The organism is Paraburkholderia sp. UCT70, assembly GCF_050434085.1.
In the GTDB taxonomy this organism is placed as follows: Bacteria; Pseudomonadota; Gammaproteobacteria; order Burkholderiales; family Burkholderiaceae; genus Paraburkholderia; species Paraburkholderia tuberum.
Map to the genome: position 1 here is coordinate 2,780,438 of NZ_JBNPVZ010000004.1, position 14,559 is coordinate 2,794,996.

At 63.7% G+C, this 14,559-nt stretch carries 11 protein-coding genes; 1 reads left to right on the forward strand and 10 read right to left on the reverse strand.

Annotated elements, in window-relative coordinates; genetic code table 11:
• Positions 1 to 19: 19 nt before the first annotated feature.
• From mraY to coq7, 8 genes are all read right to left on the reverse strand, one after another.
• Positions 20 to 1,189, reverse strand: a complete 1,170-nt coding sequence (gene mraY / locus OKW41_RS38520) for a phospho-N-acetylmuramoyl-pentapeptide-transferase (protein WP_429451829.1) — start codon at positions 1,187 to 1,189, stop codon at positions 20 to 22.
• A 17-nt stretch (positions 1,190 to 1,206) separates the two neighbouring features.
• On the reverse strand, positions 1,207 to 2,619 hold the full coding sequence (locus OKW41_RS38525) for a UDP-N-acetylmuramoyl-tripeptide--D-alanyl-D-alanine ligase (RefSeq protein WP_429575761.1): 1,413 nt from the start codon (positions 2,617 to 2,619) through the stop codon (positions 1,207 to 1,209).
• Entirely contained in the window at positions 2,616 to 4,178 is a 1,563-nt protein-coding gene (locus tag OKW41_RS38530) for a UDP-N-acetylmuramoyl-L-alanyl-D-glutamate--2,6-diaminopimelate ligase (RefSeq protein WP_429575762.1), read from the reverse strand. Before OKW41_RS38530 ends, OKW41_RS38525 begins: the two co-directional genes overlap by 4 nt.
• Entirely contained in the window at positions 4,175 to 6,040 is a 1,866-nt protein-coding gene (locus OKW41_RS38535; RefSeq protein WP_429575763.1) for a peptidoglycan D,D-transpeptidase FtsI family protein, read from the reverse strand. The genes OKW41_RS38530 and OKW41_RS38535 overlap by 4 nt, the downstream gene beginning before the upstream one ends.
• Positions 6,037 to 6,387, reverse strand: coding sequence for a cell division protein FtsL (ftsL, locus tag OKW41_RS38540; RefSeq protein ID WP_090801975.1), 351 nt, complete (start codon positions 6,385 to 6,387; stop codon positions 6,037 to 6,039). Before ftsL ends, OKW41_RS38535 begins: the two co-directional genes overlap by 4 nt.
• A complete protein-coding gene (gene rsmH / locus OKW41_RS38545) occupies positions 6,384 to 7,337 on the reverse strand; it encodes a 16S rRNA (cytosine(1402)-N(4))-methyltransferase RsmH (RefSeq protein WP_429575764.1) in 954 nt (317 codons plus the stop codon). Before rsmH ends, ftsL begins: the two co-directional genes overlap by 4 nt.
• 15 nt (positions 7,338 to 7,352) lie before the next feature.
• Entirely contained in the window at positions 7,353 to 7,781 is a 429-nt protein-coding gene (mraZ, locus tag OKW41_RS38550) for a division/cell wall cluster transcriptional repressor MraZ (protein WP_013090620.1), read from the reverse strand.
• Between the two features lie 459 nt (positions 7,782 to 8,240).
• The gene (gene coq7, locus OKW41_RS38555; RefSeq protein WP_429575765.1) at positions 8,241 to 8,879 is read right to left on the reverse strand and encodes a 2-polyprenyl-3-methyl-6-methoxy-1,4-benzoquinone monooxygenase; all 639 of its coding nucleotides are present in this window, start codon (positions 8,877 to 8,879) and stop codon (positions 8,241 to 8,243) included.
• A 304-nt stretch (positions 8,880 to 9,183) separates the two neighbouring features.
• On the opposite strand from coq7, the gene OKW41_RS38560 reads away from it, so the two are divergent.
• Positions 9,184 to 10,389 (forward strand): porin, encoded by a 1,206-nt coding sequence (locus OKW41_RS38560; RefSeq protein WP_429451837.1) that lies wholly within the window; start codon positions 9,184 to 9,186, stop codon positions 10,387 to 10,389.
• 126 nt (positions 10,390 to 10,515) lie between these two features.
• Here OKW41_RS38560 and OKW41_RS38565 read toward each other — a convergent pair whose 3' ends face one another.
• Entirely contained in the window at positions 10,516 to 12,189 is a 1,674-nt protein-coding gene (locus tag OKW41_RS38565; protein WP_429575766.1) for a long-chain fatty acid--CoA ligase, read from the reverse strand.
• A gap of 147 nt (positions 12,190 to 12,336) precedes the next feature.
• Positions 12,337 to 14,415 (reverse strand): molybdopterin-containing oxidoreductase family protein, encoded by a 2,079-nt coding sequence (locus OKW41_RS38570; RefSeq protein WP_429575767.1) that lies wholly within the window; start codon positions 14,413 to 14,415, stop codon positions 12,337 to 12,339.
• Positions 14,416 to 14,559 lie beyond the last annotated feature (144 nt).

Below are 14,559 nucleotides of genomic sequence, written 5' to 3' on the forward strand. Positions count from 1 at the left end.
CTTCCTTAAATACTGCTGCTTAACGCAATTTGAGCGTGGACAAACCGAATAGGCACAACATCAACGTGATGATCCAGAAACGCACGACTACCTGCGTTTCCTTCCAGCCCGACAATTCGAAATGGTGATGCAGCGGCGCCATCTTGAAGAACCGCCGCCCTTCGCCGAACCGGCGCTTCGTGTATTTGAACCACGTGACCTGCAGCATCACCGACAGCGTTTCCGCGACGAAAATGCCGCCCATGATGAACAGCACGATTTCCTGACGCACGATCACCGCGACCGTGCCGAGCGCGCCGCCGAGCGCGAGCGCGCCGACGTCGCCCATGAACATCTGCGCCGGGTGCGTGTTGAACCAAAGAAACGCAAGACCCGCGCCGCCCATCGCCGAACAGAAGATCAGCAATTCGCCCGCGCCGGGAATATGCGGGAACAGCAGGTATTTCGAGTAGACCGAGCTACCCATCACGTACGCGAACACGCCGAGCGACGCGCCGACCAGCACGACCGGCATGATCACGAGGCCGTCGAGGCCGTCGGTCAGATTCACCGCGTTGCTCGCGCCGACGATCACCAGGTACGTCAACACGATGAAGCCCCACACGCCGAGCGGATAAGTGATCGACTTGAAGAACGGCAGCAACAGGTCGGCGCGCGCGGGCAGGCCCATCGACAGACCGCTGCGCACCCACGCCATGAACAGGTCGAACACGCGCACGTTGCTCGCCTCGGACACGCTGAACGCGAGATAAACCGCCGCGAACAGGCCGATCACCGATTGCCAGAAATACTTCTCGCGCGATGACATGCCGCGCGGGTCCTTGTAGACGACCTTGCGGTAATCGTCGACCCAGCCGATCACGCCGAAGCCGAACGTGACGAGCATCACGATCCAGATGAAGCGGTTGGTCAGATCGGCCCACAGTAGCGTGGCCACGGCGATGCCGAGCAGGATCAGCACGCCGCCCATCGTCGGCGTGCCCGATTTGACGAGGTGAGTTTGCGGACCGTCCTTGCGAACGGCCTGGCCGACCTTCATCGCGGTCAGCTTGCGAATGACCGCCGGGCCGCAGACGAGCCCGATCAACAACGCGGTGATGGTCGCCATCACCGCGCGAAACGTCAGATAACTGAACACGCGCAAGAAGCTTGCGTCATTCTGCAGCCATTGCGCCAGCGCCAGTAGCATGCCTGGATCCTTCTATTTCAATGTGCAGCGGGCGTCGTGCCCGCGGCGTTGGGTTGTGGACTCGTAACGGCGTCCACCACGCGCTCCATCTGCATGAAACGCGAGCCTTTCACGAGAAGCGTTGCGGCAGCGCCGAAGCCGGCCTGCTGCAGTTGCGCGACCAGCGCGCCGACATCGGCGACGTGGTGCGCACCCGCGCCGTATGCGGTGCAGGCGTCGCGCGAGGCGTCGCCCATCGCATACAGCGCGTCGATACCGCGCTCTTTCGCATACGCGCCGATTTCGCGGTGAAACGCCGGGCCGTTGTCGCCGACTTCGCCCATGTCGCCCATCACGAGCACACGCGGCGATTCACGTGACGCGAGCACGTCGATCGCGGCGCGCATCGAATCGGGATTCGCGTTGTAGGTGTCGTCGATCACGGTTGCGCCCGCGAGCGTGCCGAGCACGGCCTGCTTGACCTGCAGACGACCCTTCACCGCGCCGAACGATTCGAGGCCGCGCTGGATCGCGTCGAGCGACACACGCGCTGCCAACGCGGCGGAGGCCGCCGCGAGCGCGTTGTGCGCGTTGTGATTGCCAAGCACCTGCAGCGTGACGTCGAGATGGCCTTGCGGCGTGTCGATACTCAAACGCTTGCCGTCGAACCTGCCCTTCACCGCGGCTTCGGTCGTGCGCTCCGCGCTGTTCAACGCGAAATCGATGATGCGACTGCCGGTCGCGGCGACGCGCCAGATGCTCGCGTATGCGTCGTCGGCGGGGAATACCGCCGTGCCTTCCGGCGACAGCGCGTGAATCACGCTCGCGTGTTCGAGCGCGACCGCCTCGACGGTCGCCATGAATTCCTGGTGCTCGCGCTGCGCGTTGTTGACGACGGCAACCGTCGGCTCGGCAAGCTTCGCGAGCTGCTCAGTTTCGCCCGGATGGTTCATGCCGAGTTCGACCACCGCGAGCCGATGCGCGGCATGCAGACGGAAAAGCGTGAGCGGAAGGCCGATGTCGTTGTTGAAATTGCCCGCGGTCGCGAGACGCGCATCCGCGCCGACCGCGGCCGCGAAGATCGAGGCGATCATTTCCTTGACCGTGGTCTTGCCGTTGCTGCCCGTGACCGCGACGAGCGGCAGGTCGAACTGACGACGCCAGCCGCGCGCGAGCGCGCCGAGCGCTTCGCGCGTATCGGCGACGCGGATCGCGGGCACGCTCCAGCTATCCGGCGTGCGCGCGACGAGCACCGCCGCGACGTTGCGCTCGGCGACTTGCGGCAGGAAGTCGTGCGCGTCGAAACGGTCGCCCTTGATCGCGATGAACAGATCGCCGGGGCCAGCGCTGCGGCTGTCGGTCGACACGCGCTCGAAGCGCACGCTGTCGTCGCCGGTGACGCTCGCGCCGGGGATCTGCGCGGCGGCTGCACGTAGCGAGAACATGTTCATTCGCCACCTCCGCGTGTTTGTGTGGCCCGCGCGGCGAGCGCGAGGCGGGCGTGGTCCTGATCGGAGAAAGCGCGTTTCTTGCCCATGATTTCCTGTGTGGCTTCGTGCCCCTTGCCGGCCAGCACGATCACGTCTTCGCGCGCGGCGCCGCGGATCGCCTGCAGGATCGCGCTCGCGCGGTCCTCGATGCGGCGCGCCTTCGACGCATCCTGCATGCCCGCGGCAATTTGCTCGATGATCGCGAGCGGATCTTCGCTGCGCGGGTTGTCGCTCGTCACGACGACGTTGTCCGCCAGCCGCTCGGCGATCGCGCCCATCAGCGGACGCTTGGTCGCATCGCGGTCGCCGCCGCAGCCGAACATGCAGACAAGTTCGCCGCCGCGCGCGGTCGCGATCGGCCGCAGTGCTTCGAGCGTCTTTTCGAGCGCATCGGGTGTGTGCGCGTAGTCGATCACGACGAGTGGTTCGTCGTTCTGCAGACGGCCGCCCAGACGCTGCATGCGGCCGTTCACCGGTTCGAGCTTCGCGAGCTCGGCGAGCGCCGCGTCGAACGGCACGTCGGCGGCGAGCAGCACGCCGAGCACCGCGAGCAGATTGCCGACGTTGAAGAGGCCGAGCGTTTGCACTTCGACTTCGGCGTTGCCCCAGTCCGAGGTGCTCAGATGAAACGCGGTGCCGGTCGCGGTGGCACGCACGTTGGATGCAGTGAGCCACGCGTCGGCTTGCGGTGTGCCCTTAGCGTCGGCGTCGCCATGCTCGCCCTCGATGCCATACGCGATCGTGCGCGCGTGACTACGCGTGCTCGCGAGCAAACGCCGGCCGGCGGCATCGTCGCGATTGATCACGGCCGCGCGCAGCTCGGGCCAGGCGAACAGACGCGCCTTGGCGGCTTCATAGGCCTCGAACGTGCCGTGATAGTCGAGATGGTCCTGCGTCAGGTTCGTGAACACCGCGATGTCGAAAGCGGTGCCGTTCACGCGCCCCTGGTGCAGCGCATGCGACGACACTTCCATCGCCACCGCCTGCGCGCCCGCGTCGCGCAATTGCGCGAGGCTGCGTTGCAATTGCGGTGCGTCGGGCGTCGTGAAGCCGGTGTGCACGAGTTGGCCGACGAGCCCTGTGCCGAGCGTGCCGACGATCGCACAGCGCGTGCCGCGCGCGGACAGCGCCGCGGCGACCCACTGGCTGCACGAAGTCTTGCCGTTCGTGCCGGTGATGCCGACCGCGAGCATCGCGTCGCTCGGATCGCGATACCACGCGCTCGCGATCGTGCCGGCGAGCTCATTCAACGCCGGCACCGCGTGCGTGACGGACGCATCGAGCGTACCGCCGAAGCCTTCGGATTGCACTAGCACGGCGGCCGCGCCGCGCTCGATCGCGGCGTCGATGAACGGACGGTTGTCCGCGCCATCGACCGCGTACGCGAAGAACGCGTCGCCGGCCGCGAGCGAGCGCGTGTCGGCGTGCAGATGCGCGCCTGGCTGCACGTGCGCGCGCAGCCAGGCGAGGGCGTCGGCGATCTGCCGGTGCGCTGGATGTTGCTCGCGCAGCGCGTTCATCGCTCGACTCCTGGATGATTTTTCGGATTGGCGGAAATGGTCATCTTCTTCACGCCGGGGCTCGTCGACAGCTTCTTCACCACGGGCGGCGTGGCCGGCGCGCCGGGCGCGGGCGGCGCCGAATCGTCGGACACGACCATCTGCTTGACGGGCATGTCGGGCGGCACGTTCAGCGCGCGCAGCGTATCCCCGGCGATGCCCGAAAACACCGGGCCCGACACCTGGCCGCCGAAGTGGCTACCGGCCGTCGGCTCGTCGACCGACACCGCAACGACGATGCGCGGATTCGGCATCGGCGCCATGCCGACGAACGATGCGCGATATTTGGAGTGGTCGTAGCCGTGCGGACCATGCTTGTACGCGGTACCGCTCTTGCCGCCGACGCGATAGCCGGGCACCGCCGCATCCGGCGACGTGCCTTGCGGCGACACCACGGTTTCGAGCATCGCGCGCACTTCACGCGCGGTGGTCGGCGAGAAGATCTGCGGACCGGTGGCCGGCTGATCGCCCGGCGCGTGGAAAATCGTCACGGGCATGATTTCGCCGTCGTGCGCGATCGCGGTGTACGCGCGGCCGAGCTGGAACAGCGACACCGACAGGCCATAGCCGTACGACATCGTCGCCTGCTCGATGCGGCGCCAGCTCTTCCACGGACGCAGACGGCCCGCCGCCGCGCCCGGGAAACCGACCTTCGGCGCCTGGCCGAGACCGATGCTGGTGTACATGTTCCACATCTCTTCGGGCCGCAACTGCATCGCGATTTTGGTCGCGCCGATGTTGCTCGACTTCTGGATCACACCGCCGACAGTCAGCACGCCGAAGCCGCTGTCGTCGGTAATCGGCGCGCCGTCGAGTACGAAGTGGCCGTTGCCCGTATCTACCAGTGTAGTCGGCGTCACGCGGTGCAGATCGAGCGCGAGCGATACGGTGAACGGCTTCATGATCGAACCCGGCTCGAACGTGTCGGTCAGGATGCGGTTGCGCAGCTGGTCGCCGGTCAGGTGCGAGCGGTCGTTCGGGTTGTAGGTCGGGTAATTGACGAGCGCGAGCACTTCGCCGGTGCGCACGTCGATCACCATCGCCGCGCCGGCCTTCGCCTTGAATTTCTCGACTGCCGCTTTCAGGTTCGTATAGGCGATGTACTGGATCTTGCTGTCGATCGACAGATCGACGTCCTTGCCGTTGTGCGGCACGACCTGTTCGTCGACGTCCTCGATGATGTGGCCCATCCGGTCCTTGATCACGCGACGGCTGCCCGACATGCCCGCGAGCAGCTTCTGGTCGCCGAGCTCGACGCCTTCCTGGCCCTCATCCTCGACGTTCGTGAAGCCGATCAGGTGAGCGGTGATCTCACCTTCCGGATAGAAGCGCTTGTACTCGTCGCGCGAGTAAATGCCGGGGATGTCGAGCGCCGCGACTTTTTCTGCGACGTCGACCGGCACCTGGCGCTTCACGTAGACGAAGGTCTTGTCTTCCGACAGCTTCGAGCGCAATTCCTTAGTGGTCATGCCGAGCAGTTTGCCGAGCGCGTCGAGCTTGTCCGCGCCGAGGTCGTCGGGCACCGATTCGGGAATCGCCCAGATTGCACGCACCGGCAGACTAGTGGCGAGCACGAGGCCGTTGCGGTCGAGAATCTTGCCGCGCGTGGCCGGCATGTCGATGCGGCGCTGATAGCGGATCTCGCCCTGCTTCAGATAGAACGCGTTGCCCGGGCCCTGAATCCAGAACGCGCGCGCGGCGAGTGCGACGAATGCCATGAACAGCAGGAACACGACGAGCTTCGAGCGCCACATCGGCAGGCGCACCGACAGAATCGGGTTGGCCGAAAACGCAACGCTCTTGTGGGCCGACGATTTTTTCATCGCGTGGCTCCGCGACGGGTCGCGACCGGCGCCGAGGCCGGCGCGGAAGTCGGAATGGGTGCGTCGATCGCCGTCGCAGCACCCGGGGCGAGCGTCAGGTACTGGGTGCGGCCCGTGGTGACCGATTGCATCTTCAGCGAGGCGGTGGCGAGTTGCTCGATGCGCGACGTTTTGGACAGCGCGCTCTGCTGATATTGAAGCTGCGAATAGTCCTGCTGCAGCTGACGCTCCTGCGACTGCGCGCGCTGCAACTGGATAAAGATCTGACGCTGCTGATTGGTCGCGTTGACGACCGACAAGGCACAGCCCATCACGATGATCAGCAGGAAAATATTGAGGCGGTTCATGGCGCGATCCGCTCCGCCACGCGCATCACGGCAGAACGGGCGCGCGGGTTGCCGGCGACTTCAGCGTCGCTCGCGAATACGCGGCCGATGATCTTGAGCGGAGGGCTCGGCAGGTCGACCGCGCGGATCGGCAGACGGCGATCCACCGCCGGCGTGCTCGCGTGCGCCTGCATGAATCGCTTGACGATCCGGTCCTCGAGCGAATGAAAGCTGATGACCACCAGCCGCCCCCCTTGCTCCAACAACGACAACGCTGCTTCTAGAACGACTTGCAGCTCCGCAAGCTCTTGATTGACGTGAATCCGTATAGCCTGAAAGGTGCGGGTTGCCGGGTCCTTGCCCTTCTCACGGGTTTTGACGACGTTAGCCACGATTTGGGCAAGCTCGCCCGTGCTGACGAGAGGCCCAAGACGGTCGGACTCTGCCCGGCGAGCAACAAGCGCCTTTGCAATCTGAAAAGCAAACCGTTCTTCCCCATAATCTCGTATCACCTCCGTCAATTCCTGCACCGTGGCCCGCGCGAGCCAGTCAGCGGCGGACTCGCCGCGCGTCGGGTCCATCCGCATGTCGAGCGGGCCGTCGGCGCGGAAGCTGAAGCCCCGCTCCGGATCGTCGACTTGCGGCGACGACACGCCCAGATCCAGCAACACCCCCGACACACGCCCTACCCCGCGCTCCGCCATCGCGGCGCGCAGTGAAGCAAAACTCTCGTGGACGATGGCAAAACGCGGATCGGCGATCTTCTGCGCCGTCGCGATCGCGAGCGGATCTTTATCGAACGCGATCAGCCGCCCTGCTTCACCGAGCCGTTCCAGCACGAGGCGGCTATGGCCGCCACGGCCGAACGTGCCGTCCACATACGTGCCGTCGGCGCGCGTGACCAGCGCATCGACCGCTTCGTTCAACAGCACCGTGCGATGCTGCAATTCGTGTCCCATCGCAGAAGCCATATAAATAAGCCGCGATCAGAACGTGAAATCTTTCAACGCGTCGGGCATGCCCTCGGCGATCGCCGCCTGTTCCTTCGCGGCGTAGATCTGTGCATCCCACAGCTCGAAATGGCGGCCCATGCCGAGCAAGGTCACTTCTTTCTCCAGCGAGCCAGCCGCTCGCAACTCCGGCGACACGAGCACACGGCCTGCGCCGTCCATATCCACATCCATTGCATTGCCGAGAAAAATGCGTTTCCACCAGGCGGCGTTCATGGGCAGCTTGTCGACCTTGTCACGGAAGATTTCCCATTCGGGGCGCGGAAAGAGCAACAGGCAGCCGTCCGGGTGCTTGGTGATCGTCACCCGGCCCTCTGCCTGTGTTTGCAGCGCATCCCGATAACGAGAGGGAATCGACATCCGCCCTTTCGCATCGAGCGTCAGCGCCGACGCCCCTTGGAACACTTCGCTCTCCCCTATTGCGGCGCTGTTTGCGCCGCCGCCCGCCCGGTCCGTGAAAATCTACCCGAAAGTGATGCCGAGAACACACAAAAATACACTTTCTCACACTGTCTCCCACTTTAGAGGAACGCTAAACACGGGTCAAGGGAGCGGCGCGCTTTTCGAGCGGATTTTGTTTGCTAGAACAAGGACTTAGCGCGACTCCTTCACGTCCAGCATAAAACAGAAAACCGTTATAAATGAAAGGGCTAGTGCAACTTGTGAAGGTGATACGTGAAAAGTGCGAGGAAACAGCGCGAATTGAAAGAGATCGTTAAGGGAATCTGAAAGGGAAAAGGCGGCGTCGCCCGGACGGACGACGAACGGGGCGCGCGGCGCCGTCTCGCTTGCGAAAATGCGTTCAGCGATGGCTGAGGCGATACGTGCGGTGCTCCGGTTAGCGAAGCGAAGCGGGTGAAACGCTCATATGTAATAGGCGGTGCGCGTCATCACCTTCGACACCGCACGCATCAACGCGCGTGCAGGAGACGGCAACTCGATGCCGCCCGCGTCCATCGCGGCCTTGCCGTGCTGCGCTTCATCGACGCGCATCTGCTCGACGATCGCGCGCGATTCATGGTCCGCGGCGGGGAGCTGATCGAGATGACTGTCGAGATGCTGCTCGACCTGGCGCTCCGTTTCGGCCATGAAGCCAAGACTCACGCGATCGCCGAGACGCCCCGCGGCGAGACCGATCGCGAGCGCGCCGGTGTACCACAGCGGATTGAGCAGACTGGGACGCGAGTCGAGCGCCTGGAGGCGTTTGGCGGTCCACGCCAGATGATCCTCTTCTTCCGACGCGGCGTGATCGAACATAGCGCGCAATGAAGGTGAGTCGGTGGCGAGTTTCTGCGCCTGGTAAAGCGCCTGCGCGCACACTTCGCCGACGTGGTTCACACGCATCAAACCCGCCGCATGCGCGCGCTCCGCGGGCGAGAGTTCGGGAGCTTCGGCCGTCGCCGCGGAAGCCTGCGGAAGCGGCAGCGGACGGCTCATCCGCGAGACCCCCGTCAGTGAGCGTAAACCCCGATCAAACTCGCCAATCAACTCGTCCAGCAACATAAGGCGCTCCCTGATTCGATAACCGCCGCATCGTTCCGGAAGGTCCGTGCGACAAGGCCTCGCGACGCGAAACCCGTGGCCCGACAGGCACCAATCCGCATGAAATGGGCGGTTAATTTGCGATTCTAGACCATGTTGCGTAAACGAAACAGCGGCCTTCCGGAGCGACTCCTTTTTCTTTGTTCCATGTATGCCTTTTGTTACATTACGTGGCAACTTCTCGCGAAGTTGGACAGCAAGGCCCTCAGCACTAACTAAATATTTCGCCTTGTACAAAAGATTCGTATTCCTTGGAGATCATTCGATGAAAAAGTCGCTTCTCGCTCTCGCAGCACTGGGCGCATTCGCAGGCGTCGCACATGCTCAGAGCAGCGTGACCCTGTACGGCATCGTTGACGTTGGTATCAACATGAACACCAACTCGGGCGGTAAGCATCTGTACAACATGTCCAGCGGTGTCCTGCAGGGCTCGCGTTTCGGCCTGCGTGGCACGGAAGATCTGGGCGGCGGTCTGAAGGCACTGTTCGTGTTGGAAAACGGCTTTGACACGACGAATGGCAAGCTCGGTCAAGGCGGCCTGATGTTCGGTCGTCAGGCATATGTCGGTCTGTCGAGCCAGTTCGGCACGGTCACGCTGGGTCGTCAGTACGACTCCGTCGTCGACTACGTGGGTCCGTTCGAAGCGGGTGATCAGTGGGGCGGCTACATCGCCGCTCATCCGGGCGATATCGACAACTTCAACAACGCTTATCGCACCAACAACACGGTCAAGTACACGAGCGCGAACTACAACGGCCTGACGTTCGGCGGTACGTACAGCTTCGGCGGCGTCGCCGGTGACTTTACGCACAACCAGATCTGGTCGTTGGGTGGTGGCTATAACAACGGTCCGCTGCAGTTGGGCGTGGGTTATTTGAACGCACGGACGCCGGCAGCGTCGGGCGGTCTGTTCAACAACGGCGGCACGATCGCAGCGAACACGCCAGGCGCCGGTTTCTCAACCGCGAACCCGGCGGGTTTCGCGGTGTCGAGCCCGGTGTACGCCGGCTTCTCGTCGGCTAACACGTACCAGGTCATCGGCGCAGGCGGTGCATATACGTTCGGCGCGGCAACCATCGGCCTGACGTATTCGAACGTCCAGTTCAGCAACCTCGGCAAGACGTTCGCGTCGCCGTTCACTGGCCAGAAGGCAACGTTCAACAACGGCGAAATCAACTTCAAGTATCAGTTGACCCCGGCACTGCTGGTCGGCGCAGCGTATGACTACACGCGCGGCACGCAGGTCGAAGGCAACTCGCGTGCTCAGTACCATCAGGGCGCACTGGGCGTGGACTACTTCCTGTCCAAGCGTACCGACGTGTACCTGGTCGGCGTGTACCAGCACGCTCTGGGCGACACGGTCAATGCGACAGGCCAGGTGGTCGCGGCAACGGCAGCCATCAACGGCCTGACCGGTTCGACGACCAACAACCAGTTCACGGCTCGCGTCGGTATCCGTCACAAGTTCTAATAAGTCGTAAAAAAACGCAGTTTGTCTCAAAGGCGCCTTCGGGCGCCTTTTTTTATGCGCGGATTTTGTACGGGCAACAAAAAACCCGTCGCACTTTCGTGCGCCGGGCTTATGTTCTTGGCTCGCTTAAGCCCTGCCGTCGCGCAACTCGCGGCGCAGGATCTTGCCGACATTGCTCTTCGGCAACTCGGTGCGGAATTCGACGACCTTCGGCCGCTTGTAGCCGGTCAGTTGCGTTTTGCAGTACGCGAAGATCTGTTCGTCGGTCAGCGACGGATCCTTTTTCACGACGAACAGCTTCACTGCCTCGCCGGAATGCTGATCCGGTACACCCACCGCCGCGACTTCGAACACACCCGGCAGCTTTGCGACGACGTCCTCGACTTCATTCGGATACACGTTGAAGCCGGACACCAGAATCATGTCCTTCTTGCGATCGACGATCTTCACAAAGCCGTCCGCGCCCATGATGCCGACGTCGCCCGATTTTAAGAAGCCGTCCGCCGTCATCACCTTGGCGGTTTCGTCGGGCCTGTTCCAGTAGCCCGCCATCACCTGCGGGCCGCGGATGCAGATCTCGCCGGACTGGCCGGGCGGCACTTCGTTGCCTTCGTCGTCGCGGATCGAGACTTCGGTCGACGGCAGTGGCAGGCCGATCGTGCCGGTGTATTCGGTGGCGGTGACGGGATTGCAGGTCACGCACGGCGACGTTTCCGACAGCCCGTAGCCCTCGACGATCGGCGTGCGCGTCAGCTCGAACCAGCGCTTCGCGACCGCCTCCTGCACCGCCATGCCGCCGCCGTTCGCGGTCAGCAGCTTCGAGAAGTCGAGCTTGTGGATGTCGGGGCTGTTCAACATCGCGTTGTAGAGTGTGTTGACCGCGGGAATCGTCGTGATCGCATACCCCTCGAGCGACTTGATCATGCCGGGGATATCGCGCGGATTCGGAATCAGCACGCCGAGACCGCCGGTGCGGATCGTCAGCAGCCCGCACACGGTCAGTGCGAACACGTGATACAGCGGCAACGCGACGACCGTAATGAACTGATCGATATCCGTGCGGTTCGCGCGCACCGGATTGAGCCAGACCTCCGACTGCAGCACGTTCGCGATCAGGTTCCGGTGCAGCAGCGTCGCGCCCTTGGCCACGCCGGTGGTGCCGCCCGTGTATTGCAGGAACGCGATATCGTCGGGTCCCTGGTGGACCGGCTTGAACGTCAGACGTGCGCCCTCCGAGACCGCGTCGTTGAACTTGACGTGCCCAGCCAGGCTCCACGCCGGCACCATCTTCTTGACCTTGCGCACGACGAAGTTCACGAGCGGGCCTTTGATGCCCATCAGGTCCCCCATCGCCGCGACGACCACATGCTTGACCGGCGTATTGCGCACGATTGCCTGCAAGGTCCCCGCGAAATTCTCGAGCAGAATGATCGCCGCAGTGCCGCTGTCCTTCAGTTGGTGCTCGAGTTCGCGCGGCGTGTACAGCGGATTCACATTCACGACCACATAGCCCGCGCGCAGAATCGCGGCGAGCGCGACTGGATACTGCAGCACGTTCGGCATCATGATCGCGACACGCGAGCCGCGCGTGAGCCCTTTCGACTGCAGCCACGCTGCCAGATTGCGCGAAAGCTCGTCGAGTTCACCGTAGCTGATCTGCTTGCCCATGCACACGAACGCCGGCTTTGCGCGGTGTTCGCGAAAGGCTTCCTCGAGCAACTCGGCCACCGACGAATAGCGTGTCGGGTCGATCTCTGCTGGAACGCCGGGCGGATAAGATTTCAGCCAGATTTTCTCCATGCAGCGTCTCCTGAATTATTTTCGAATGGTCGTGCTAAAAACGCATCGTAGCATGGGCATATTGCGGCCAATGGGCAAAGCGATGAGGTTAGACGGCAGCCTCGAACTTGCGAGGCTGGGCGCCAGCTTCAATGTGCGGCGCGGCTTTCAGGCCCGCTCGACTTCGACGAGACAGTCGTAAAACGTCGCCGAACCGCCGAGATCGGTGAGTGCCTGGCTCGTCAACTGGTTCGCGTTGCGGCCGTCCGGCGCGAGCTTCTTCCACCAGATCGACAACCCGACGACCAGGCCTTCGCGCGCCCGGTCGGTCACGCGGGCACGCGCTTGCATCGAGCCGCGGTCGTTGAAGATGCGCACCTGATCGCCGTCGCCGATGCCGCGCGCGTGCGCGTCGGCAGGGTGGATGTCCAGATGCGGCTCGCCTTCCGTCGCGCGCAGACTCTCGATGTTCACGAAGGTGCTGTTCAGGAAGTTGCGCGCGGGCGGTGAAATCATCGCGAGCGGATAGCGGGCCGCCAGTTCGGGCGCGCCGTCGGCCGATTCGTAGGGTGGCAGGTAGTCCGGCAGCGGGTCGAGGCCCTGTTGCGCAAGGCGCTCGCTGTAGAACTCGCACTTGCCGGATGGCGTGCGAAAACCACCGTCGGCAAATGGCGCGTCAGGCAGATTGAGACGGGCCCAACCGGCTTGCTTCAGCATCGGCCAGTCGACACCGTCCAGCGTCTTGTCGTCCCAGCGAAATGCGGCTTGCGCGACGGCTTCGTCGCTGTCGAAGAGCGCCGGTTCCGTCATGCCCATGCGGCGCGCGAGGCTGCGGAAGATCTCGGTATTCGGCCGTGCGTCGCCGAACGGCGCGATGGCGGGCAGGTTGACCATCACGTCCGTGTGACCGTACGACTTGTGCACGTCGAGATGCTCGAGCTGCGTCGTGGCAGGCAACAGCAGGTCGGCGTAATCCGCGGTGTCGGTCTGGAAATGCTCGAGCACGATCGTGAACAGATCCTCGCGCGCAAAACCCGCCGCGACGCGTTCGGAGTCCGGTGCGACCGCGACCGGATTCGAGTTGTAGACCACGATCGCCTCGACCTTGGGGCCGAACGTCGCGTCGCCCGGATGCAGCAACGCGTCGCCGATCGCATTCATATTGATCACGCGGCTCGGCTTCGACGGCCAACCCGGCATCAGGTCGGGACGCTGCAACGCGTGCGAGTCGACCGGTGCCCAACCGCTCGACGACAGCAGCGCCCCGCCCGCGCGCTCGCGCCATGCGCCGGTCAGCGACGGTAGACACGCGATTGCGCGCACCGCATTGCCGCCGCCACGCACCCGCTGCAGACCGTAGTTCAAGCGGATCGCGGCTTTCTGCGTGCTGGCGTAAAGTCGCGCAAGATCGGCGATTTCCTCTTCTTCGACGCTACAGATTTCACTAACCCGAGACAGTGGATAGCTGAGCGCACGCGCCTTCAAGTCGGCGAAGCCCAGCGTGTGCGCCGCGATGTACCCGTGGTCGAGCAGATTCTCGGTAATCAGGACGTTCATGATGCCGAGCGCGAGAGCGCCGTCTGTGCCTGGCTTTAGCGCGATGTGTTGATGGCATTTCTCCGCGGTCAGCGAGCGATACGGGTCGATTGCGATCAGCCGGGCGCCGCGACGCTTGGCTTCCTGCGCGCGCGTCCAGAAATGCAGATTCGATGCGATCGGATTCGCTCCCCAGATCAGGATCACCTCGCTCTCGGCGAAGAACTCGGTGTGCATACCGATGCCGGCGCCGTACGTGTATTTGAGGCCGGCAGCGCCGGCCGCCGCGCAAATCGCGCGATCCAATTGCGAGGCGCCGAGCTTGTGGAAAAAGCGTTGCGCGATGCTATCGCCCTGCACCAAGCCCATCGTGCCCGCGTAGCTGTAAGGCAGAATCGCTTCCGGCGCGCGACGGACAATCTCGCCGAGGCGGCTTGCGGCAAGGTCGAACGCTTCGTCCCAGTTGATTGGCTCGAAACGGCCCTCGCCCTTGCGGCCGACACGCTTCAGGGGCGTCGTCAATCGGTTCGGATGGTATACACGCTCCGCGTAACGACTGACCTTCGTGCACAGCACGCCCTGAGTCGGCGGATGGTCGGGATCGCCGGCGACCTTGATCGCCCGTCCATTGTCGATTGTCACGCGCATCGCGCAGGTGTCGGGGCAATCGTGCGGGCACACGGCGCGCGCGAATTCGGTCGGGGCGTTCATCGGCAATGTGTCCTGGCGAGCAGTAAGCGGTCGCGCAAAGTGGAATTTTATTACGTCTATAGGCCGCCGACTCGGCGGCGCCACCAAAAATGCCTTCGGCGTAGAATGAATTATCCGCAGTGCCCGGGCCGACGTGGTCCGCGG

Bases quoted from the DNA above. Each gene is read 5' to 3' on its own strand.
- mraY (WP_429451829.1), bottom strand. From the start codon at position 1,189: ATGCTACTGGCGCTGGCGCAATGGCTGCAGAATGACGCAAGCTTCTTG.
- OKW41_RS38525 (WP_429575761.1), bottom strand. From the start codon at position 2,619: ATGAACATGTTCTCGCTACGTGCAGCCGCCGCGCAGATCCCCGGCGCG.
- OKW41_RS38530 (WP_429575762.1), bottom strand. From the start codon at position 4,178: ATGAACGCGCTGCGCGAGCAACATCCAGCGCACCGGCAGATCGCCGAC.
- OKW41_RS38535 (WP_429575763.1), bottom strand. From the start codon at position 6,040: ATGAAAAAATCGTCGGCCCACAAGAGCGTTGCGTTTTCGGCCAACCCG.
- ftsL (WP_090801975.1), bottom strand. From the start codon at position 6,387: ATGAACCGCCTCAATATTTTCCTGCTGATCATCGTGATGGGCTGTGCC.
- rsmH (WP_429575764.1), bottom strand. From the start codon at position 7,337: ATGGCTTCTGCGATGGGACACGAATTGCAGCATCGCACGGTGCTGTTG.
- coq7 (WP_429575765.1), bottom strand. From the start codon at position 8,879: ATGTTGCTGGACGAGTTGATTGGCGAGTTTGATCGGGGTTTACGCTCA.
- OKW41_RS38560 (WP_429451837.1), top strand. From the start codon at position 9,184: ATGAAAAAGTCGCTTCTCGCTCTCGCAGCACTGGGCGCATTCGCAGGC.
- OKW41_RS38565 (WP_429575766.1), bottom strand. From the start codon at position 12,189: ATGGAGAAAATCTGGCTGAAATCTTATCCGCCCGGCGTTCCAGCAGAG.
- OKW41_RS38570 (WP_429575767.1), bottom strand. From the start codon at position 14,415: ATGAACGCCCCGACCGAATTCGCGCGCGCCGTGTGCCCGCACGATTGC.